12 protein-coding genes are annotated in these 24,512 nt (G+C 44.9%); 1 reads left to right on the top strand and 11 read right to left on the bottom strand.

Going from position 1 to position 24,512, the window contains the following annotated elements:
* Positions 1-11: 11 nt before the first annotated feature.
* The 11 genes from Cabys_RS01335 to Cabys_RS01285 form a co-directional block, all read right to left on the bottom strand.
* Positions 12-944, bottom strand: a complete 933-nt coding sequence (locus Cabys_RS01335) for a TolB family protein (protein WP_006928260.1) — start codon at positions 942-944, stop codon at positions 12-14.
* 12 nt (positions 945-956) lie between these two features.
* Entirely contained in the window at positions 957-3,344 is a 2,388-nt protein-coding gene (locus Cabys_RS01330) for a family 10 glycosylhydrolase (RefSeq protein WP_006928259.1), read from the bottom strand.
* 229 nt (positions 3,345-3,573) lie between these two features.
* A complete protein-coding gene (locus tag Cabys_RS01325) occupies positions 3,574-6,189 on the bottom strand; it encodes an FG-GAP-like repeat-containing protein (RefSeq protein WP_006928258.1) in 2,616 nt (871 codons plus the stop codon).
* 106 nt (positions 6,190-6,295) lie between these two features.
* Complete coding sequence (locus tag Cabys_RS01320) at positions 6,296-7,570, bottom strand: hypothetical protein (RefSeq protein ID WP_006928256.1); 1,275 nt, start codon at positions 7,568-7,570, stop codon at positions 6,296-6,298.
* A gap of 34 nt (positions 7,571-7,604) precedes the next feature.
* Positions 7,605-8,606, bottom strand: a complete 1,002-nt coding sequence (locus Cabys_RS01315) for a PorV/PorQ family protein (protein WP_006928255.1) — start codon at positions 8,604-8,606, stop codon at positions 7,605-7,607.
* A 15-nt stretch (positions 8,607-8,621) separates the two neighbouring features.
* Positions 8,622-10,799 (bottom strand): hypothetical protein, encoded by a 2,178-nt coding sequence (locus tag Cabys_RS01310; RefSeq protein WP_044281122.1) that lies wholly within the window; start codon positions 10,797-10,799, stop codon positions 8,622-8,624.
* A gap of 1 nt (position 10,800) precedes the next feature.
* Complete coding sequence (locus tag Cabys_RS01305) at positions 10,801-13,908, bottom strand: TonB-dependent receptor (protein WP_006928253.1); 3,108 nt, start codon at positions 13,906-13,908, stop codon at positions 10,801-10,803.
* A 21-nt stretch (positions 13,909-13,929) separates the two neighbouring features.
* Positions 13,930-14,943 (bottom strand): PorV/PorQ family protein, encoded by a 1,014-nt coding sequence (locus Cabys_RS01300; protein ID WP_006928252.1) that lies wholly within the window; start codon positions 14,941-14,943, stop codon positions 13,930-13,932.
* Between the two features lie 20 nt (positions 14,944-14,963).
* The gene (locus tag Cabys_RS01295; protein WP_006928251.1) at positions 14,964-17,096 is read right to left on the bottom strand and encodes a fibronectin type III domain-containing protein; all 2,133 of its coding nucleotides are present in this window, start codon (positions 17,094-17,096) and stop codon (positions 14,964-14,966) included.
* Positions 17,097-17,115: 19 nt separating this feature from the next.
* The gene (locus tag Cabys_RS01290) at positions 17,116-18,015 is read right to left on the bottom strand and encodes a hypothetical protein (protein WP_150125314.1); all 900 of its coding nucleotides are present in this window, start codon (positions 18,013-18,015) and stop codon (positions 17,116-17,118) included.
* A gap of 59 nt (positions 18,016-18,074) precedes the next feature.
* Entirely contained in the window at positions 18,075-21,254 is a 3,180-nt protein-coding gene (locus Cabys_RS01285) for a TonB-dependent receptor (RefSeq protein WP_006928249.1), read from the bottom strand.
* Between the two features lie 427 nt (positions 21,255-21,681).
* Between Cabys_RS01285 and Cabys_RS01280 the strand changes: the two genes are divergently transcribed.
* Entirely contained in the window at positions 21,682-24,489 is a 2,808-nt protein-coding gene (locus tag Cabys_RS01280) for a TonB-dependent receptor (RefSeq protein WP_006928248.1), read from the top strand.
* Positions 24,490-24,512 lie beyond the last annotated feature (23 nt).

Genomic DNA, 24,512 nt, shown 5'->3' with positions numbered 1-24,512 from the left:
TTAGTACTCCGTTACTCTTGCTTTAAAGTAGCCATAAAAATCTGACCTTTTAGTGAAGAAAAAACCAGTTTTGTCATCACGCCGTCCCAGTTCGGGTACATTTCGATGACGTCGTCTGTAGCCGTAACCTGTATTTTTTGTTTTCCATCGGCCGAAGCAATAAAAATTTCGGAATCTGTAAACTGGTGCCCATCGTCATGATCGACCATGTAGGCAATCCATTTACCGTCCGGCGACCATGTTGGTGCGTTGGCGTAACCGATCCTGGTTAAAATGGCGCCGCTTAAATCAGAGATGTACGTACCGTCGCCAGCGTAGGTAAACAGCAAGCGCGTTCCATCCGGCGAAAGACGCGGCCAAAGATAGATGCCTTCTCCCAATGGTTTTAATTCTTTCCTGGTGGAACCTTCAACAAGAACGATGGTTCTGTTTTGAATGAAAACGGCTTTTTCGTTTTGGGGTTGTGATTGACTCAAATGGGGCGTAACCGCTCTGGCTACCGGTTGATTATCGTTCAGGTAGATCACCTTCGCGTTTACAATCCGCGGCGGGCTCAGTTCTCGTTTTTCCTTTTCCAGAACAGTTACTGATTTGTCGCTTAAATTTTGAATTTTTATTTCGTAGAATTTACGTCCCTTTTTAAATTCAAACGGTCGGTAAACCACAAATTGCCCGTCGCCGGAAATCTGATATTCATAGCCGGCGCCAATATCCATGTTCAGAGTTTCCATCTGCGCCGACTTAAGATCGAACATAAATAACCCCACAAATTTAGGGCCTGTAAATAGAACTCTTGCGCCATCGGGCGTTAATTTGGGAAAAAAGAACTCGCTTTTTTCTGGCAGGTTCAAACGCTCAACTTTCTCAACTTTCAACGTATTTTGCGCAAAAAGCGAAATCATCCAGCTTAAAATAAAAAAAACAATCAATCCAATGTTCTTCATAGTGATTCCTTATTATTTAATTAAAATCATTTTTCTGTTTTGTACAAAGCTTCCGGCCTGTAAACGATAAATATAGACGCCAGCCGCCAGACCCTGGCCATTAAATATAACGCGGTGCGTACCCGCAGGTTGTTCCGCATCCACCAGAGTTATAACCTTTTGTCCCAGCACATTGTAAATGTTCAGAGTAACTTTTTCTGCCTGCGGCAGAACATATTCGATGCTGGTTGTTGGGTTAAATGGATTCGGGTAATTTTGTTTTAGTTCAAAATCCACCGGCCCTTCAAACAGGTCGGCCAGATAGGTTGAAGTAACGGTTCGGAACATAAAGGTTTCGGACCAATCGCTCTGGCCGAATTCATTAAAGGCCTTTACGCGCCAGTAATACCATTTTCTGGTAAAAGGCTCTAAGTTGTGAACGACAAGGAAGGTATCAGTAACCACCGTATCCAGGGTCATCAGTTCCTGCACAAAGGTTGAAGCCTGCGAAAGCTGAATACGATAGCTGGTGGCCACGTCGTTTTTGTACCAGCTCAACACCGTGTCTAAGGGTACTTCGCTTTCGCCGTCAGCGGGCGAAGCTAATAGAGGCGGCAGAGGAAAGGCGGTGGTAAAATGGTAAATGGTGGAAAAATCGCTTTGTCCTGCGGGATTCTGCGCCGCTACTCGCCAGAAATAGGTTGTCTGGCCGAGTAAACTGGTTATGGTTAGCGAATCATCTTTGATTCCGTCCGCCACATAGTCAACTTCACCAAAAGCGCTGTCGGCTGAAATTTCCAGATAAAAAGAAGAGGCGCCCGGACTTACCGTCCAGTTTAACACAATGGTGTCCGGCATAAATGTATTGCCGTTCTCAGGAAAGGCCAACAACGGCATATCAGGCGGCGTTATACGCAAAACCGGCCCAAGGGCGCTTTCGTTGCCGTTGCGGTCGATTGCGGTAAGCGCAAAAAAGACTTCAGGATAATTTTCACCTCTGTAAGCCGGAAAAAACTCCTGCCCGCCAACAATTTTGTAGATGTAGGAACTTTCGGTCGGCGGCGTCTGGCCAGACGGCTGCTGTTCAAAACGATAAACAGCAAAGCGTATAACGCTGTCAATTCCTGAAGCAATCGGCGCCTGCCATTGAAAACGAAACGGTTCGTCCGCTTCCGCTTGTGTAAAATAAAAAGCGACCGGGGGCTCCGGCGGTGTTAGATCTTTCCAATCCATCTGTGGCACAAGCGCCGGAAAGCGGTAATAATCATTTTTTACTTTGTTGGCAAAATCAAGCGTATTGTAACCAAAGTGTTTGGCGCTAAAATAGATGTCTCCCAGCGCCTTGCCATTGTTGCGCACCAATCCCAGCTGGTTGGGCAATTCGTTTACCGAAAAACTGCTTCCGAAGATATGCCCCGGATAAAGGTGCCGCCCCCGGCTGTAAGTTTGGTCGGCCCACCAGGTCAATAATTTGCTAAAGTCCTGACTTCCGCCAATTTTCCAGTAGAGCTGTGGGGTCAAATAATCGACGGAACCGTCATCTAACCAGGCCAACGGATCGCAATAGATCACGCTGTAGGCGTCCATTCCCACGATGCCATAAGGAACGCCATTCTTATAAATACCAAAAGGGCTTACGCCAAATTTAACCCAGGGTTTAACGGCCTGAATGCTATCATGAACCATCTTCATTAAAAGATTAATATTCTCCCTGCGCCAGTCATTGATGTTGTTGTCGGAGGCGTCGCCGTGTTTGTAAGTGAGGAAGGTCTGGTAATCTTTATTGGTATTTGAAATTTGATTGGGCGGATAGGGATAAAAATAATCGTCAAAATGCACGCCGTCCACGTCATAGCGATTCACCACATCCATGATCACATTGGTAATATGCTGCCGAACGGCAGGGATTCCGGGATTTAAAATGCGTAATTTGGAATCGGTTTCCGTAAAACTTAAAATCCAATCCGGATGTTGAACCACCACATGATTCGAGGCCAACGAATAAGCGCCAATGGTTTTTTCTGCGCGAAACGGATTAAACCAGGCATGGAGCTCCATGCCTCTTTTATGCGCTTCTTCAATCGCAAATTGTAAAGGATCATAGTACGGATCCGGGGCGCGTCCTTGCCTTCCTGTAAGCCAGTAGGACCAGGGCTCGTAATTGGAGTTGTAAAGCGCGTCGCACTCGGGACGAATTTGCAACAGTACGGCATTTAATCCCGCTTCCTGCAATTCATCCAGCATGGCAATCAGGTCATTTTTTTGTTTGGCCGGACTTTGTCCCGCGCCGCTAGGCCAGTCGATATTGGCCACCGATGCAATCCAGGCCGCTCTGAACTCTCTTTTGGGCGGATTGCTTAAGGCCATGACACACTGATAAAAGATCAAAACAGACAAACTAATAACGGTTAAAACTTTCAAGAAAACTCTCCTGTTCCTTGGTTTTTTTAGAATTTCTTTTAAATACAATTTACGTCTTTCTTAAAAATTTGCTTTGCACGCGCTCACAAACATTTTCTTCTTCAATCATTTTACGACGATTAAAGAAGAAAATATTCATAAATTTTAAAAGAAATCATTATTATTAAAAAGGCATCCAACCACAAAGGGTTGGATGCCCGAATGACTAAGGCCGGTAAGAGGAGATTGATTATTTCAGCAAGGTCATCTTCTTGCTTAATTTCACATCGCCAGCTTTCAGCACATAAACGTACACGCCAGAAGCCAGGTTAGAGGCATCGAACGTAACGGTTTTGTAACCTGCGTTCAGGTTTTCATTAACCAGCGTGGCCACCTTTTGACCCAGCATGTTGTAAACAGTCAATTCTACTTTTTCTGCCTTTGGCAGGTAAAATTTAATGTTCGTAACTGGATTGAAGGGGTTCGGGTAGTTTTGTTCTAACTGGTAGCCAGATACCACTTTATGATCTCTTTCAATAGCAGTCGGAATAGAAATATTATATTTGTAAACCACGCCGCCGTTCCAGTTAGCCACGTAACATGTTTGACCATCGCTGGCCAGAGCCGCGCCACGAGGGCCGGTGTAACCGCTGGCGCCCGGATCCGGCATCCAAACATAACCGTAAGTCATGTTGTGGAAATTGAGCATTACAAGGGCGTTATCTAACTGATCTGCCCCGCCGCCGCCGTAACTGTTATCCTGGGATACCCAGAAAATTTCGTCGCCGCCGAAGCGATCCAGTGTTACAGATTGCGTGGTCAACATCGGCGCGCCCTGGTTGTCTTTGTAAACACTGTCAACAACCGGATAGTTTACATAGTCTGTTGTTCCGTAAACGTACAATTTATGCACGCCGGCATCCAGGTTGCCCGGAATCATCTTGGTACCGTCAGAGCTTACTTCCATACCGCGCGCAAAGCCGCCTGCCAGCGGATCGAGCGTAATGCTTTGCGTAAAGGTAAATGTCGTTGGATCGATAACATTAACCGGAGTTACGCCTACAACATAACCAACATAAATGTAGCCATCGCTATCAACAGCCGGTTTCAATGGGCTGGTAGAACCACCTGCATTTGGTGGAATGTAAACATAATCCAATACCGAGCCATCGGCCGGATTGAGCTTAACAACGATCCCGGTTTGAGCATAAAGAATGTTGCCATCCGGATCTTTTGCCAGACCGCGGCACCATGCCAGATAAACGGTGGTATCATTGCCTGCAGGCGCCTGAATTAAAATAGAATCTACACGGAACATCTCAACGCCATCCGGATTGTAAACAACCACAGCATCAGCGCCCCAGCTTCCAACCCATACATTGTCATTGTTATCTACAACGATACCATGATTGGCGCCCAGAGTATCGCCAAAAATACCCTCATAGGTGTAGTTAATATCAACTTTTTGCCATGGGCCAACTTCTACCGGGCCGTTGTAATCCAAAACAACGATCGGCATCGGGCTTTCGCCAAACAGACCGCCGGCAGGAACACTGGAAGTGTAAAGCACTTCTAAACTGGGCTCGTCGTCCACATTGGCCAGGCCAAGAATACCCCAGCGACCGCCATCAGCATAATTGGAATCGATTACCTCTACAGTCCAGTTAGCCGGATCATTAACCTGATCCTGAGCGCCCTGATATTCAACACGGAAAATAGCTGCATTGGGAGAAGCATCGCGCGAACCAAAGACATAGTCCAGCTTACCATTTAGATCAATATCGCCAACTGCGCCGCCATAAACGCCATAGCTGGTCATCCATGGAGAAAGATCTACGACTTTGGTGCCAACCAGAGAGTCTCCGGTCGCATCATATTGATAAACCCAGATGCCGTGTCCGCCTTCAACGGTGGTGTACCAGGTACCTACCAGTATTTCTTCTTCGGCATTGCCATCAATATCCACCACCTGTGCGCTTTTCCAGGAGCCTGCGCCTTTTAATACGGAAGTCTGCGGTGCCAATAACTCCCATTGCGAGGTTTCGCTGTTCCAGCGGACGCGATCGCAACGCGTTTCGTCAAACAGATAAATGGTGTTTCCTAAAACAGCCAGGTCCCATTTATTTTCTGCGCCGGTTAAACCAAGGTCTAAACCGTTTACTTCTACCGTCCAGGTTTCGGAACCGTCGCCATTGTCAGGAATATTATCTACAGACATCACGCCAAAATACCAACCGCTGGTAGTCGCTCTACGGTCGGCAAAAATAAGTTCTTGCTGGCCGTCTTCATCAATATCTTTCAGGATAAAACGGAAAGGACGTAAGTTAACATTGTCTTCTGTGGTGATAGTAGAAGTGGAGTTTGGCAGATAATTACCGCTACCATCAGGAACACCCATTACATCCGTACCATCGCCGGCCGATTCATAGACCAACAAACGCGGCGGATTGGGGTTGTTGGTTGCGTCTGTCCAGTTAACAGGGCCTATAAAAATCTCGCCTTTGCCATCGCCGTCAATGTCGCCATAAGTCATTGCCGGCCAGGTATTTTGTTTCCATACATCATAGGTGGCTTTCCAGACAACTTCCCATGCCGTGCCGTTAAATTCGTATTTGTAAATACGAACCAACATCTCGTTGTCTGCGTCATTCCAGTTGTGGTTAACTACAAAAACGTCTGTACGACCATCCCCATCAAAATCCATACCCGTAACCATGTTTCCAAGACCGCCCGTATTCAGATCCGCATCAGGGACAGGGATTTCTTTATTTGCATTACGGGCGAAATCCTGAGCAAATAAGTTGCCCATCATCATGAACATTGTAAAAACCACTACAAATGCGACTTTAGTAAGCTTGCCACTCATAAAGCCCTCCTCAAAATTTGGTTAAACATTAGTAAAATATCTTGAAATATGTGAATAAATTACTCCGACAGAACACCCCCTTTCTGTTGTTATTAGCACTTAAAAATTATTGTCTTCCATAATATGGCGCCCCGGATTTTCCTACGTCAATCCGTAATACGTTTGCATCGGTTTCGCCAAAATTAGTTTGTGACGCATAAATAATATTGCCAAACCATGAAAGGGCAAGCAATTTAGGCTTAATTAAACCGGGATATTGAAAATCATAAGTCCTGGTTGTCATATCATAAATGACTAACGCATCCGGACTCATGTCCGTGGCAAGGTACATTTTGCCATCGGCCGAAAAGGTAATGGCCTTAATGTCGACCAGATTTCCATCTTCTTTAACCAGCCAACTATCCGTCGCAGCATCTAAGATAATCTCTTCGGCGCCAATACTGCCATCGTCATTGAGCGGATAGCGCCATACTTTTTGTTCGTTCTGCTCCAGGTTTTGGCCGGTCAGATAAATATACGTTGTTCCGCCTTCTTCGTGTACGCGTATGGATTGCAAAAACAAAGAAAATGTTGCCAGAGTCTCTTTTGACCGATCAGGTTTTACCTTTACCAATTCTGTCTGCGCGGCCACCCACAAATTTCCATCCTGATCAAAGTCAATGTCATTAGGAACGGTTGCCAGCCTGGTGTAGGTTTCCTGTAATGTGCTATCGGCCAGATCGATAGTTGCAATTTCTTTAATACGTCCCAGCGCGTAAGCCACATACAGCTTGTTATTTGGCCCAACCTTCATGGCATTAGCCTTCAGATATACCGTATTATCCACCCAAATCGTCGGTTCCCCCTGTTTATTGATGCGCAATATTTGACCAAAGGGCGGGGTTGTTTCAACTCTTGTCGAAACATAAACATTGCCTTTACTATCGGTTGCAATGGCATATGCAATCCGTTTTTGTTTAAAATCGTCCAGACGACCGAATGTGGTATCAACCGCAGCCTTTAATTTGTAATAAACCGGCTCACTAAATTTGTCGGAACCTCGTACGGCAATTTTCACCTTAATCGAATCGCCGATATATGCCGGAGAGGCAATTGTTATTTTAGAGTCGGTCATCTGCAAAATATCGGCCATTACTTCATTAAAATACAACTGGTTGTATTCTTCATAAGGCTCTTTGGGTATAAAATATTTGCCGTAAACATCTATCGTCCCCACGCCGGCATAACTGCTATCAGGCGGATCCATTCTTTCTATGATCGGCTGAGGACCGCTCACATAATTAGGATCGTAAAGACTGGGTTCCGGGTCTTTTTTACATCCGGTCGTCATTATGAGAATCAACACACTCAACAAAAGCAGAGTTATTGAAACATTTTTCATCCTAAAACTCCCTTTATGAAATTTGTTTCTTAATTTACCAGGAAAACTTTAATGTTAAACGCTGTACGTTATCAAAAACGCCAAACGGTACGTACGCATAATCAAACGTAAATCTGGATAATTTTATGCCGATGCCATAGGTAAAACTGCGTTCATCCACTCTGGAATAATAACCAAAACGCAGGGCAAGCATTTTACGAAAATGGTATTCGAAACCGGTTTTAATATATTCCGGATACGAACGAGGATGTACCGCATCCATTGTAACCATCAAGTCCTTTAATGCCTCCATCCTGGCTCCTACCGGTAGCAACTCCATCACATTGGCCGAAAATCCGATACTAAAGATCAGGGGGAGTTGAAATTCTTCTTGTGAAAACTTAATCTCCTGTGAAAAATTCCTGACAGACATTCCAAAAACCAGGCTTCGAAAACCAGTCCGATAAAACGTGCCAAAATCAAAAGCTAAAACAGAAGTCTCCTGCTCTGAGGTCCCGACTTCAGCCGAACTTGTAGAATATCCTTCTATAACAGGACCCAGATATTGAGAAGCGTATTTGATCTGCGCGCCAACGCTAAATTTATTGGTCAGGGCTTTGGCATAACCAATCCCGAAAGAATATGCGCTGGGCTTGATCATTCCGGTTTCGAGAAATCCCTGTTCATTATTGGCGACAATGGTGCCCTCAACATCGCCATAGTCAACTATTAAAAGGCTAATCCCAATAACGCCATACTGACCTGTAGAAGGTTTGAATGCCATGCTCAGAGCATTGTGTTTAATATCCGCAATCCATTTATTCTGCGTAATCATAAGATCAAAACTTTCTGACATTTCAGCCAACATAGCCGGATTATCCCATAATGCCGATGAATTATTGGATACTGTGGTCATGGCATTGGCCAGCGCTGCAGACCTGGCCTCCGGAACTACGCTTAAAAACTGAAAGCCGGTCTGGGCTAATTTTTTCTGCGCCCAGAGCGGATGAATTAAAGAAACAAGTAAAATTAAGAAGGTTATTTTCTTTAAATTCATTTTATCCTCACACCCTTACCGAATGACTATCAATTTTTTGGTGATGGAATCACCTTTTTTAAATAACAATTCAGACGTTTCAGGATCGTAAATATTTTCGGTCACTTCAAAATGTACCAGATAAATGCCACTTACAATCACCTGGCGATAATCGGTAATCGAGTTCCAGGCCTCATCGCCGCTGCCGTCGTTATGATCGATGGTGGCTATCAAATCGCCGCGTTCCGTATAAATACTGATTTTACACTTGCCCGGAATGTTGTAAAACATGATCTTATCATATTCTTTTGGAAACTGCATCTCCCTGGCGCTGGCCTTTATGTAGTAAGGATTGGGCACAATACGGATCTGGTTGAGCGCAGTGCCAGATTTTCGTTTTAAATAGGCCGGTTCGGTGGTGCGCGTGTAGTATTTGCTGCTGTGTAAACTTCCGTGTGGATTGGCATCCGTCTGGTTGTTAGAGCCGTCGTTAAAGGCCACAATGTAGTAATAATACGAATAACCTCGCACCGCGTTTACATCATTATAACTATGCACGATTTCTGGATTATCAGTCCCTTTACCGCAGGCAAATATTTCATTAAAAACAGTGTCTGGCTTGCCCACGGCGCGATAAATGCGATAACCGCCAAAATCAGGATCGCCCTCCGACGGACTGGCCGCCCAACTTAACTTGATTAAATCGCCTCCCGATTCAACCTGAAAAACAGGCGGCGGCAATGGCGGTTGGGGTATCTGGAATCCCATGTCGTAATTACGTTTAGCGCGACTGAAAGTCAACAATATTGAATCTTTTCCGGTATAAACCCATTCATTTTTAAAAACGTCTTTGTCATCGGTTGTCGTTCCATTGGGTAATTCAAATGGCCCGTTGTCATTGGGATCATCATACGCCTTTTTCCAGCGTTTGCCAATCAATTCGGCCATCGTCCTGCTTAAACCGCTAACGCCTTCCACTTCTACAATGGTGATGCTATCGCCTGGCGCCAGATCCCATGGACCATAAGCCACCCAAATGTTGGTACCGCCGGCGTCATTATGCACGGTATATGGGACGGGATTGGACTCCATATATTTTTCATCGAAACGTTCATTTCCTCCCAGACCCATATATGGAGAGCCGCTCAAAAGGGTGTTGTAGGTTTGAATCATCTGCGGTTCATTGGGCTTGGAAATTCCCTGAATATCCGGTCGTTTATCGCCGGCATGCCATCCCAGCACTACTGGTTGATTGGGGTCGTCACTGTGATCGTCAGGGCTTTTATCCACATGTAAAATAGCCACACCGGCATGATGCGGAGCTTTTAACCTTCCTGTCCCGGTATAATCCGGCGCGCCGATATTATCGATCACCGTATTGACGTCGCCCTGTCCCGCCCACTGGAAACCGCAACGCAACCAGTCGACAATCGGATTATTTAAGGTGATCTGTTCCGTGGCATGAGCCGCATAGTCTTCGCCGCGACGCGTCGTCCAGCTAAATTTACCCCACTGTTGCGGACCGCCAATTACGGTTGCGCCTTCGCGGCACACACTGTAACGCGTGCCCCAGGCAATACGCACGCCTTTTAACGTTTGATTGGGCAGCTCAATTTCATCATCGTAGTCTGTGTTTCCTGTATTCACAAAGGTAAAAATTTTAATGTAGTAGTTGTCATGATATTGCTGACTAAAGGCGTAAATTGTCCGTTTTAGCGTCAGCCCCATGCTTGTATTAACCACATTCTTAATAATTCGATCAGGAACGATATTGGGGTTGATTTCGTCGATATCATCCATATAGGGCGCTGTAATATTGTTACCATCCACGTAAACATAAGGCGGTTCAAACTTTGCGATTTGCTTCAATTCCATAGGAAAGAGCGCTTCGTCAACAAAGCTTGCCGCAAAATAGATAACATATTTTTCATAGGAACTTCCCAGCTCATCCTTAAAATCTTCACAACCGATCCAGAAGCGTTTAATTACAGAATTATCCTGCATGGGGTATTCAGCCGGCCAACGCAGGCCTTCGTAATAGCGATTATTCCAGGCGCGTTCGGAACCATAAGCAGAAAAATGGCTTTGCAAAGATCCGATACGAATATATCTCTTTTCAGTCGATTGAACCTGAGCATTCACCAGATTCAATCCTAAAGCCAGAATGGCGATGATAGCGATAATCGATTGTTTAAACATACCTTGCTTTTTCATTTTATTTTACAATTCCCAGGTTAAAGTTCAATCTAATACCCCAAAAAATATCTCTTGGATTTAAAAAGGTTAGAGCCTTAATGTTTGGCATATCGATATATGACTTACTTTCTATTCTCTTTTTATTCCGCGCTGCAATTTCAGGATCGTTGTTCGGATTGGGTTCAAGTGGATCGTAGGCCACGCCAACCGGACGATAGTCGCCAATACGGTCATTACCTTTTTCATCGCCGGTTTCCCATGAAAAACGTAATGAATTCATATAATCGATGAAGTCATGATTATCAGAAAAACCAGCATAGCTCATGTATTTAAAGTTGAATAGATTGCGAATATCCATAAAAAATTGAATGTCAAAATTATGGTTGGCGGTTTTAATGCTGAACTTTTTAGAGAAACGCAAGTCCACGTTGTAATAGTCGCGCCACTGTGTATTGTACAAAACGCCCGGCTTATTAAAAGGATTAAAGGTGTAATAGCTCCCTTCTCGATAAACGGCCAGAAGGTTCAAATCAAAATCGGAAAGCAATCCGATAGGGCCAAATTGGGGTCCAAAATCCGACGGCGTCCGAAAGCTCAAATTGACTCGCGCGTAAGGCTGAGGTCTTGGCTTAGATTGGTACGGATTTTCTCGTAGATATTGCCTTTGTTCATTAGGATCTTCGTAATATCTTAAATATCCAAAATAGCCAGAGGTTTGCACGTCATAAGTATAGTTCACAAAACCGGTAACCCATCGACCGTAGCGTTTGGTCAGGGTAAACTCAATTCCGCGGATGTCTTCGTAATTTAAATCGGACATTTTATAATAACTGACCGAACCGTTAATATTGCGATAGTAAACCCAACTGGGCTGGTTACTAATGTCTTTGTAATACCCTGCTATTTTCAACAAAAACATATCGAATAAGTTATGTTCATAGCCCAATTCGTATGCGACGGTCTTTTCGTATCGTAACTCAGGATTGCCCAGATAGGTTACCAGGCCATTGGACTCTCTTTGCAATCTAAAACGATAAGAAGAGGCTGGTTCTGTTCTGAAATGTCCATAGTTAAAATAAAGTTTAGCATTTTCTGAAATAGGATGCGATACGCCCAACCGGGGACTGACCGCAAATTGTGGCTTTGCTTTTGTTCTGGGGGCCTCTTCTTCTATCAAGTTTCCATATCCGGCTTTTAAATAAGGATCATACGGGGACAGGTCATACCATTCTACGTCCGGATCAGAATAATCCAGGCGAACGCCGATATTGGCGATAAACCCTTCGTATTCCAGTTTATCCTGCACATAAAAACCAATGCGGTACGGCTTTACTTTGTAAACCATACTACGCGTCCAGGTGCTCATGCTTGGACTGTATGTGCCGGAATTAATGTCGTAAATATTATAAACAAAACGCAAACCGGTTTTTATTTGATTTTTACTGTTCACCTGGCTGGTAAGATTAAAATCGAATGAATAGGTAGAAATAACGCTCCGGTCGCGTCCCAGATTCATCCAGCCTCCCATGCTGGTGCCATCAATGCCCGCCACGGCATATCCCCAGTAACCATAAGGCGCTTCATCGGTAAAATAACCCGGTACCGGCTCATATTTTTTGCTGGTATCGCGCTCGGCCATCTGAAACGTTTTATAACGGCTGACTTTGTACTGGAAGCTGGCGTCATAATAGGTACGCGAAGAAAGCGCATGGCTTATTTTTGCGCCAACCAGGGTGCGGTAAATGTCTCCCGGGCTGTAATAGCCGGGCATGTACAAAATGCTGGCGCCTGTGGTGCTGCTTAACAGATTTGCCACTTCTGATTGCGAACGTAACAATCTGCCTGTAGGCGTGGTAGTCCATTGATAAGGCGAAACCGAAAAAATTTCGCCATACATACCGGTTAAAATCACCTTCATACTGCTGGTTGGGTTAAAGGTGTATTTCAATTGCGTCTGATGTTCATTATAGCCACTCCGTGAAAGAGGAAATACAAACATCTCTTTGGTTTTATAAAAGCTCAAATGGAATCTGGGATTATATTTATTTTTCCATTCAGGGATCAGCCTCATAATCGGGTCTGGCCCATTGAAGGACATATCTATTACATAATCGGGCTCGTGTATTTCGCCCTGACGTCGTCGTTGCCATTCAAACAATCTTTTAGCGCCCTCGGGGGTTAAGTCGTTAGACGGATCATTGTCCTGCAACGTAGCGTATGAGATGGCATTCCATCCTTGAAATTTAGGATACTGTCTCTGGGTATAATCATCCCAGGCGCCGTTGTTTGTGCCGGTCCACATAACGTCCGGATCAAAATACGGTCTGTTAAAATAAGAGTCTCTGCTGTAAAGAGACGGGCCAAAATGTTTTTTCGCCTGTCCTAAAAAAGCGATATCGCGCACATTGCTAAAAATACTTAAAGTGTAGCGATCTGTGCTGCCTTCTTTGGTAACCACATTTACCAGACCTGCTCGCAGATCGCCATATTCTGCATTAAAGCCGCCTGTTTGCACCTGAATTTCTTCGATAGCCGTAATACTGTTAAACGAATATGGAGTGTTGGAACGTTCGTCATTCATCGAAAGGCCATCAACCATGTACAATACCTGGCGGGGGCTGCTACCTCTGATAATAATGCCGTCTGCGCTTGACTCTATGCCGGCCTGTAACACCAACGCCTGGTTAATGCTGGTAATGGGCATATTTTCAATCGCTTTGGCTTCCAGGTTTAGCTGGCTATTAGAGATATCTTTTACCACAATCGGTCTTCTGGCTTCTACGACCACGGTTTCAGCTTCCAGCAACTGTTGTTTCATTTTAATGTTCAACGTCGTGGTTAAGTCGATTCGTACCACCACGTTGTTAATTTCGACAGGGCTATATCCCACATAGGCTGCTTTAACCGTGTAGGAACCAGGGGGAATGTTTAAGATAACAAAATAGCCATCTACGTCGCTGGCCGCGCCCATTGTTTGGCCGCCCACCTGTACGTAAATATTAGCGCCCGGCAGAGGTTCTCCGGTATCTGCATCGGTAACCAGCCCGCTGATTTTACCCGTGGTGCCAGCGAATGCCAGAGCGCTGCTTAACAAAATGCCAACGATTGTTTTTTTAAATTTTACCATAGCTCTTCTTCATTATATTTTTTAAAAAGAAACATTGAATGAAAAACGATGCACGTCGTTAAAAATTCCAAACGGTGTATAAGCGTAATCGAGAACCATATTCATCCCGGAGACCGTCGGCGAGAAACCAACGCCAAAACTAACGCCCTGTTCATCCGTGGGCGTGGTGTAGCCCATCCGCAAAGCAAGGGTTTTCTGAAAAACATACTCAACTCCCATGTCTAATTGTTCGGGATAGTCTCTGGGATGGGTGGCGTCAATCGAAACCAGCAGTTTGTGATTTTCAGTATCCATCTCTGTAAAATCGAGCACATTCATAGAAATGCCCATTTCAAAATTCAGAGGCAATTGAAAGGATTCTTCAAGGTATTCGATTTCCTGCGAAAAATTTCGGATATTCATTCCAAACATCAGACTTTTATATCCAGTTTTATAAAGAATGCCAAAATCGAAAGCCAGAACGCCCACATTAAATTTTTTTGTCTGCGGCGATTCATCCGCCCCAAAGCCAACCACACCGCCGCCCAGGTCCTGGAAGGCATATTTAATTTGCCCGCCAACCGAAAACTTATTGGTTAAAGACTTAGCGTAGCCAAACCCAAGCGCGTAGGCAAACGGTGAAAATTCGCCGATATCCAGAAATCCCTGTTCATTGTTGGCCAATATAGTGCTTCGCATGGCTCCGTAATCGACAGAAACAAAGCTAACGCCAAACACACCGAAAGTGCCGTTCATAGGGCGATAGGCAGCTGCGCCATAAAGATAGCGAATATCTGCGATCCAGTTTACCTGCCCTAGAGAAAAATCAAACATATAGTCCATGCGCGACATGGAAGCAGGATTGTAAAATAAAGCGGTTGATCTGCTTTCCAGCGAGGTTAACGCGCCGCTCAAAGCGCTGGAACGCGCATCAACCGACACGCTCAGGAATTTGAATCCCGACTGAGCCAGTTTACGATTGCCGGCATTCAGCGGATTTTCAAAAAGTATTGTAAGAAAAGAAGCGATCAATACTATTTTCAGGATCGTTCTCATTATGCTACCCATTCTTTAAATTAACGAATTACTACAAATTTTAACGTCTTTTTGTCCCCTTTTTTGAAAAGGAGCTCTCCGGTCTGATTATCATAAATATCTTGTGTTACTTCGATGACGGCAATATATACGCCGCTCACCACAACCTGATTGGAAGAGGTCGTGGCGTACCAGAATTCGTCTCCGCTGCCGTCGTTGTGTTCAATGGTCTTTATTAATTCACCGGTTTCAGTGTAAATTTTGATGGTACACTGGCCGGGAATATTAAAGAATGCCAGCTTATCTGTTTCTCTGGTGCCGCTGCCCGGGAAGCGTAAACGGCCCTCTTCCGCGGAGATGATGTATGGGTTGGGCGCCACCCTGATCTGATCCAGACGCGTGCCCTGCGGTCGTTTCAAAAAGGCCGGATCGTAGGTTTGCGTCCAGTAACGGCTACTGGCAAGACCGTTCAGGCCAACCGATTGAATGTAATAATAATAGGCCACTCCGCGTACGGGAGTCAAATCGTCAAAGCTTCGCGCCGTGTTATCCAGTTCTGCGATCAATACAGGCTCTTGCAAGGGGTTGTTGTATTGTCCGCGCATACGGTAGATACGAAAGCCTTTCAAGTTTTCTTCGTCAAACACTTCCCAGTTTAATTTGATGCGATCGCCGCCGCCAACCACATTGAACACTTTGGGTGGCTTGGGCGGACGTTCAATCTGATAACCAGAGAGATAATTATCAATGGCGTTTCGAAATGTTTTAAATAAAGAGTCCTTACCCGATAAAACCCATCTGTTTTTGGTTACATCATCGATAAAGCCTCGTTTATGCAGCTGGCCGATTTCGATGGCCTTCCTGGTGCTTAATCCATTAACGGCCTCAACAATCACAATACGAATGCTTTCTCCCGGCCCGATGGTATAAGGCCCATATCCGGCGCCAGCCGAAAAACCGCCGGGTTTTCCTGATCTGGGCGCGCCTACATCGATATTGGCGCCTGTTTTTTGCGTTTCAAACTTTCCACTTGGCACAACGGCCCAGGCATGGCGCGGATTCATATGTCCATATTGCGCCCAGTTGTAACGCTTTTGCATTTCCTGAACATTGTACGGATCGCTGTTGGGGCCCGTTTCGGGCAGGTCCGAACCATACCAGCCGGTGGTCCTCGGCTGCTCCGGATCGTCCGATTTATCGGTAGTCGATTTGTCTGCATGTAAGGTTAACGCGCCAATAAATTGCGTAGCTCCCAGCCGACCAATGGTATCATAATCGGCCACATAGGGCGCAAAAGGACGCCAGATCGGTCCGCCAATATTGTCATAACTTACCACTTTATCCGGAAAATATCCATGCCATGCCCACACAGCACGTAGCTTTTTACCATTGTACTCCCTGTATTCCTGAGGAACGCCATATACATCATCCAGCCCGTCGCCTACCCAGTCGTGCATGGTGTTCATGCCCCAACCGGTTCCGTTGCCGATAATGTAACGCGTCTGAAAGCAGGGCGCCCATCGGTATTGATAGAAAAACCAGACATCTTCCAGAGTGTTGTTCGGCAGCTCAATTTCATCGTCATTATCGATGTTACCTGTATTGGTAAAAGTGTATTCCATAATCATGTAATTATCATGGCCTGGCGTGGAAAACTGCATGATCTTACGCTCCATGGTCAGCCCCAGCAGGGTGTTGGTCACATTAACAACCATCATATCAGGAGCGATAGTTTCGTCGATGCGGTCAATTTCGATATTTTTTTCGTAGGTCAAAATCCCATCCACAAACACGGTGGGCTTTGAAAAGCGAGAAACCAGTTCCAGCTTTTGCGGATAAAACTCTCCAAAACCTTTTGACCTTGGCCCAACCGTCACCAGTTTATACTCATAAAAATCGCCGCGCTCATCGGTAAAATTTCTACAACCGATCCAGAACCCCTTGGCAGCCTGAATGTCCTGGTAAGGTAAAATAGCAGGCCATTGCGCGCCGTCCTGCTGATTGGCGGAAGAAGAACGCCCCACCTCAATTTCGCATCCCATCTCTGAGAACCAGTTATGAAAGGAACCGGCGGCCAGCCATTTATATTTTTGAGCCATTAAGGTTTGCGGCAAGATTAAGACGCCAAGCAATATGGTTATTAACAATTGCCATTTAATCAAATTACGATTCATAAGATTCCCCATGTCGCATTTATTTGAACAAGTTGATGTTTATTTCCACCGACCCGCCAGGGAAAGTTGCGCTGTTGTTCTCCAGCGCATACTCTACGCCGGGTTGGGCATCCTGTGGAATTTGTCCCTTAAACATAATTAACTGGAACGGAGGATAGGATTCTCTTTCACCATCGCCGTCTGCGTCATATCTGATCGCCGGGGGTAAAATTTCCACATAAACCTCAGCGCCTCTTAGATCAATATCCAGGTCTTCACCTGTCTCCGGATCTTTTAAGAAGTTTTCTCCAGGATATGGAAAACTTGCCTCTCCATAAACGTTCGAATCGTCCGGCTTATCGGGCGATGTAAAAGACCCCATATCGTATCGTTTACCATCCTTAACGATATACGAGGTATATTTCCACAAACCAACGGCCTCAGGTAATTCAATCCCTGGCTCATATATAGAATCGCCTTTTACAAACCAGATGCCAACAATTTTGTCTGAATTTTCAGCCTTCACCACCTGAAAGGTATCTGTGGCCGCCGCCACATCAAATTTCAGGATATAATCGTCTCCTATGGAAAAAGCGGCCTGGTTTGCCTTAATTTTGGCGGCCAATACGGAGTAGCTGCCAGGATGAGTCAAAGAATCTTCCGTTTCCATGGTGACCAACAACGTATGCATTTTTTGCAGAACGCCCAGATTCAAGTTATAATCCATATCCAGCAACTGCCCGGCATCATTGATCTTAAAAGAATCAATTTGCGCGTAGAGTTCAATTTTAGCGCTATCGTAAACAGCCCATAAAACGTAACGCGCATTTGGCGCCGGTGGCTGAAGTCCATATAAATTCATTTTTAACGAGGTCTGTTGTTCATCAGGGCTTAACAGATCGTTCTCCTGGCAAGCTAATACCATTGTAAAAACGATCATTAATACAATTATTTTAGTGAAAAAACTTACCCGATTCATCAATTTTGCTTCCTCTTTTTTTATAACTCAAATGAAAATCGAATTCCAAAAAACACATCTCTTGGATTCAAAAATGTTAAGTACTGTTGGTTTGGCATATCGATATACGCTTTATTATTCAGCACCCAATCCGTGTATTTTTTATCCTGGACATAGGCGCCCTGTTCCGCATCATATTTATAGTATTGTCCGCCATCTTTGGTGTAGTAAAGATAATTTGGATTACCCTCCTGCGGCAAAAAGTCCATGGAGTCATAAACTTCAATGGGTACGAATTTAATTCCAGGCCGGCGATAAACGCCAGGTTTATCATTTCCAGGAATATTGTAGTAGCCGAATTGATCCACGCCTTCCGTGGATGCGGGAAGGTGTAATGATTTCATGTAATCGCGTTTGTCCTGGCCATCGACAAATCCGTAATCCGTCATATATTTGTAGTTGAATACGTTGGAGATATCAACAAAAAATTCCAGGTTGCCAAAGTTTTTAATCCTGAAATTTTTTCTGATACGAAGATCAAAATTCAGGTAATCTACCCATTGCACATTGGCAAAAAGTCCCGGAATATTTCCACCGCCAGCCCATGTTTCGTAACGACCGGCTTTCCAGTTAGCCAGAATGTTGATATTAATATCGGACAACGGTTGAAAGCCAACAATTTTCGGTCCGAACTCCTGCGGCGTAAAAAAGTCGAGATTTGCTCTGGCATAAGGCCGCGGCTTTGGCTTGGTTTGGTAGTAGAACGAGGTGGTTACTTCATACTGTCTTTGCTGCGCCGGGTTTTCGTAATAACGGCCATAACCAAAATAACCATAGGTGCTAACCATATAGGTGTAGTTTACAAAACCTCTTACCCATCGACCGCGATTTTTATTGATGGTGATTTCAAAGCCTCGGATATCTTCGTAATTGTTCGGCTCCTGGCGATAATAGCTGACCGAACCGTCCAGGTTTTCATACAGTACCAATGTAGGTTGCAAAGTGATGTCTTTGTAATAACCTGCGGCACGGACTAAAAACTGATTCAAAATATTATGTTCATAGCCCAATTCGTAGGCCACGGTTTTTTGCAACTCGCTATTGGGGTTACCCACCCGCGTAATCTGGTTTAAAAAGCTATTCTCTCTTAAAACAAACAAATCTTCCGGTTGCGGCAACTGACGAAAATGGCCGTAGTTAAAATAGAGCTTACTGTTTTCCGTTACTGGAAAGGCAATAGCCAGACGCGGGCTGAAAGTAAACAAGTGCTTGGTTGGCTTTGAGGGCAACAGGCTGTCAAGCCCCGAAACATTTTCATCAACCAGCAAATTAATTGCAGGGTTGTAAGGATTGGATTCCAGATCATACCACTCGCCGCCGGCATGAAAATAATCCATACGCACGCCTATGGTGGCAATCATGCCCTCGAACTCCAGCTTATCCTGAATATAAAGTGCGCCCCGTACCGGCTTACGATCCCATTTGGTCTGAGTGTTTGCCGACGGTAAAAATTCGTCGTAGCGCCCATAATTGACCTGACTATGCGTCAAAACAAACTCGCCGCCGACCTTAATATTATTGAAACGGTTGATCTGTTTGGTATAATCAAGATTAAGCGAATAGGTGGTAACTTTACTGCTATCGCGTGCGTTGCTAAAACCGGCGCCCATTCTCATTCCGTTAATTCCGGCCACAGACATCGGTTCAAAACCAAATGGTCCCTCGTCGATATAGTAGTTATTTCCGAATAGATATTTTTTGGTACGATCACGATATCGCCCTATACCTTTATGATATTCGGAACGAAAAATGCTGAAACTGGCTTCATAAAAGGTCTTTTCGTCAAGGGCGTGCGTCCATTTAACGCCCAGGTTTTTATAGTCTGTTCTGGCCGGTCCCCAGTAATCGGTGGCAAACATACGGGCGTCGATGTATTTGGGTCCGTTGCTTAACTCCCGCCCGATTTGCCATGAAGCGGTAAACATACCAGGCGTGCCATCGCGAAAACGGTCGACGCCTGTTTCGCGTCCTAAAAGGCCGCTAAACATCAGTTTTTTACCGCTGCCTACATCAGAGGTCACCTTGGTTTGGAAAGTCCAGGTTCTGTATGCGTCGTCCTGCAAAGGGATCAGATAGGCATCCTGCGTTTTTCTAAAAGAACTATAGAAACGGAGGTTACCAAGATCTTTACTGATAACCGGGACGGGGCCGCCAAAACTAAAATCACCTACATAATCAGGAATCTGAATATCGAGCTGACGCCGATGTTGAAACAGAAAAACCTGCTGGGCGGCTTCCGGCGTTAAATCATCATTGGGATCATCATTTTGCAACGTTTCGAAAGAGATTTGATTCCAGCCTTTAAATTCCGGGTACTGACGCTGGGTGTAATAATCCCAGTTACCATTCCTGGTGCCCGTCCAGCAAACGGCGTCATCCACGTAAGGACGAATCCAGTACGATTCGGGTGAGTTGGGTGAATGCCCAAAATGCTTGGGCGCAGGCGCGCGATAACGTCCCAGAAAGGCCACCGAGTAACGATCCTTTTTACCCTCTTTGGTCACCACGTTTACCACACCTGAACGAATATTACCATATTCTGCGCTAAAACCGCCGGCCTGAACCTGCATTTCTTCCACAGCGGTTAAACTAATACCGGTAAACGGAGAGTTGTCGCGTTCATTTCGCAGGGTGATGCCGTCCATTACAAAAGCCACTTCGCTTAATCCGCCACCACGAATCGACAACCCTTCAATTCCTGCCTGCAATCCAACAACGCTGCTCACATTCACAACAGGAATGGCCTTGATCTCCTCGCTGGAAATATTGGCTCTGCTGGCCGCCACATCTTTTTCTACCACAGGACGGGTGGCTACAACCACAATCTCTTCCCCTTCCAGAACCTGTTCTTGCAGCTTGGCGTTAATCACCGTGGTTTGATCAATATTTACACGCACACCAGTCACTTTATGTGCGGCATAACCAACCATTGAAAAGGTAAGAGAATACATACCGGGGGGGATATTGGTTATCACATAATAACCTTCCAGATCGGTAGATGCGCCAAGGGCCGTTCCCTCAACAACTACGTTCACACCTGGCAGAGGCTCGCCCGACCTGGCATCTTTAACCTGTCCTGTAATCTTACCTGTTGTGCCGGCCCACAAACTATTTACAAAAAAAATGATGAGGATAATGGAGATAAATCGCAGGTATTTCATACAACCAAACTCCTTGAGCTTATATAAAAGCCATAGAATATTTTTAATGGGGAAAACGGGTTTGACAACATTCCAAACAAACCCCCCAAAACATAACGCTAATTTCACTGAATAAATTATATTAAAAATTTACCACAATTTCAACAAAAAAAGTATACTTTTAATAGCAATTATTTAGTTAATATATCTAACTAATTAACTTTACAACAATTAGACAAAACAATATTCGTTAAATTTTATACCGTTTCCAGAAAGTATGTTGACCTTCTTAACAATCTGTCTTGTAATTGGATTAAAATATGTTTATTTTTTAAAGTGATTGCATTTCTTATCATTTCGAGTTTATTAAGAAAGAAAGGAGGGCGGCAACAGGCGTACTTTTTGGCATTTTGTATTTATCTTACACAAATTAAATACGGAGGGCTTCATGAAGCGTTTTTTACCTTTAATGTTTCTATTTTTCCTCCCGCACCTCCTGTTGGCAGGTGTGACGGGAAAAATAGCCGGAATTATCACTGATGCCACCACTGGCGAGCCACTTCCTGGAGTTAATGTCATTTTAAAAGGAACTTCCATGGGGGCTGCCAGCGATATGCAGGGCTATTACGTCATTCTTAACATCCCCCCCGGCACCTACACTTTAGAGGCTTCTTTTGTGGGCTACAAAAACGTTGTGGTAAACGAGGTCGTAGTTAATGTAGATCTTACCACGCGTATCGATATCAAAATGGAAGAAACGACCCTTGAAACATCCGAAGCCATAACGGTGATTGCCTCAAGGCCCATGATTCGCAAGGATGAGGTTTCTACCCGCCACTTTGTTTCTTCTCAGGATATGGAACTGCAACCGATTACTTCTTTTAAGGAAGCGGCTCAGTTTCAACCTGGCGTCGTTGGCACACACTTTCGTGGCGGTAGAGCCGGAGAAGTACTGGTATTAATCGATGGCATTCCGGTAAGAGACCCGGCCGGCACCTATTCCGGCAGCTTTGGCGGCTTTACCAGCGATGTGCCCAAATTAGGCATCGAACAGATGGAGGTATCGCTGGGCGGGTTCAGCGCCGAATATGGTAACGTGCAATCCGGTATTTTAAACCTTGCGTTAAAAGAAGGCTCGAAAGATTTCTCCGGAAGATTACGCTTTTCGGCCAAGCCCGGCTTTGGCGCAACCACTTCTTTTACGGAACACGGCTATCGCTTCAAACTTTTGCAGCCACTGGAAAATTACTATGAAGGAAGCATAACAGGGCCCCTTTATAAAAACAAAATTTCCTTTTCTGCCTCGGCACAAATCATCGATCAAAATCAAGGCTTTTACCCGAATGAAAATAGTTATAAACAAAACTATCAAGGAAAACTTACTTTTAAATTTTCTCCCAACCTGAAACTCTCCGTGGGTACGGTAATCAACCGAAACGAGTGGGACAATTTTTATTTCCCCGCATCCAAATACGGCCCCGGCCCTAATTATCAAAAAGACACCTACTACAAAGGCGTACGCTCCGGCACCGATACGCTCGAAGTTTACCGCTACGTATTTGACAAAAACTTATATGGTAAAATTGAAACCAAAAACGAAAGCGGCTTGTTCGATTCCACCGCATATAATGTCGTTAAAACCTATTACATGGCCGGCATGCAAGAATATTTATGGCACAATAAGCAGGCCAGCAATCTTTTTTATTTGACATGGACGCACTCTCTTAGCGCCAAAACGTTTTATGAAATTCGACTGAATTCTTTTTATTCCAACTATCACTACGCCACACGCGATATTGAAGACCGCGACGGCGACGGCGACCGGAACGAGGACCTGGAGTGGGATATTTCTAAACCCGGCCCACATCCCATTTATCGGGAAAGAGAAGATAATTTCTGGTGGCTGCGCGGCGACGATCCCGGATATCGCGATCAAAAATCGTGGACGCAAACCTTAAAGGCCGACCTGGTTAGTCAGATCAACTCAAACCACCTGTTAAAAGGCGGGGTCCAGCTGGATTACCACACCACCAAGGTCGAAAACATCAGCTGGACGCTGGGCGTGGGAATTTATCGCTATGACGTTTGGACGCAAAACAGCCTGGACTTTGGCGCTTACATCCAGGATAAGATCGAATATCAGGGCATTATAGGCCTGGTGGGCCTGCGCTTTGACGCCTTTGACCCCAATGGTTTGTATGACGATATTTATTATCCTGCCGATTATGCCAATCCTTTCATCACCGTCGGGCCCGACGGCATTCCCATTCTGCAAAACCCTAAAAAAGCTTCTATCAAATATCAGTTTAGTCCGCGTATCGGCATTTCTCATCCCATTACAGAAAAGAGCATCTTACATTTTACGTATGGCCACTATTTCCAACGACCCGACGGATACTTTTTGTATAGAAATCACTACCTGCAAAGCTTAACCAAAGTTGGCAATTATGTAGGAAATCCTGATTTGAGTCCGGAGAAAACCGTAGCTTACGAAATTGGCGTTGAGCAACAAATCGGCAATGATTACAAAATTACGCTGACCGGTTACTACAAAGATATCACCAATTTAATGAATTACTACAAATATGTGGCCCGCTCCGTCGGCGACCGAGAATTGAACGTTTACATGAATGCCGATTATGGCAATTCCAAAGGATTTGAAGTTACCTTTTCCAGACGCATGGGCAAATTTTTTGGCGGCAATTTGAACTACACTTATTCAATCGCCAAAGGAAGAAGCTCCAGCGCTTCGGGCGGGGCTAATTCATGGAATTCCGTAAAACGTATGAACTATTTGTCCTTCGATCAAACACACACAGTAAACGCCATTTTAAATTTCAGAACTCCGGAAGACTTTGGAACCCTTATTGGTTCCTTCCATCCTTTTGGTAACTGGATGGTCAGCATGCTTTTTAAATACGGCAGCGGCTTACCTTATTCTTCTTACGGCACAGACCGCATCAACGACAAACGGATGCCAGCCACGCATAACCTCGATTTAAAACTGATGAAAGAACTACGGTTTAGCGCGCGCTACGGAATGCGTTTATTTGTCGATGTGTTTAATGTGTACGATCGACATAATGTCCGATTTATCGGCGACAATCAATACTATGAGCTGGGCGATCCAAACGATCCGACCATTAAAGGCGATCCTTCTGTAATCTGGCGCGAAGCCGACGGCAGCTACGTCAGAACGCCTCTGGCATACTCTCCCGGCCGTTACATTCGCCTCGGATTTGAATTATTCTTTTAAAGAATTTTGATTTTAGGAGGTAA

The organism is Caldithrix abyssi DSM 13497 (assembly GCF_001886815.1).
Taxonomy (GTDB): Bacteria; Calditrichota; Calditrichia; order Calditrichales; family Calditrichaceae; genus Caldithrix; species Caldithrix abyssi.
This window is presented reverse-complemented; position numbering and strand designations above follow the sequence as displayed.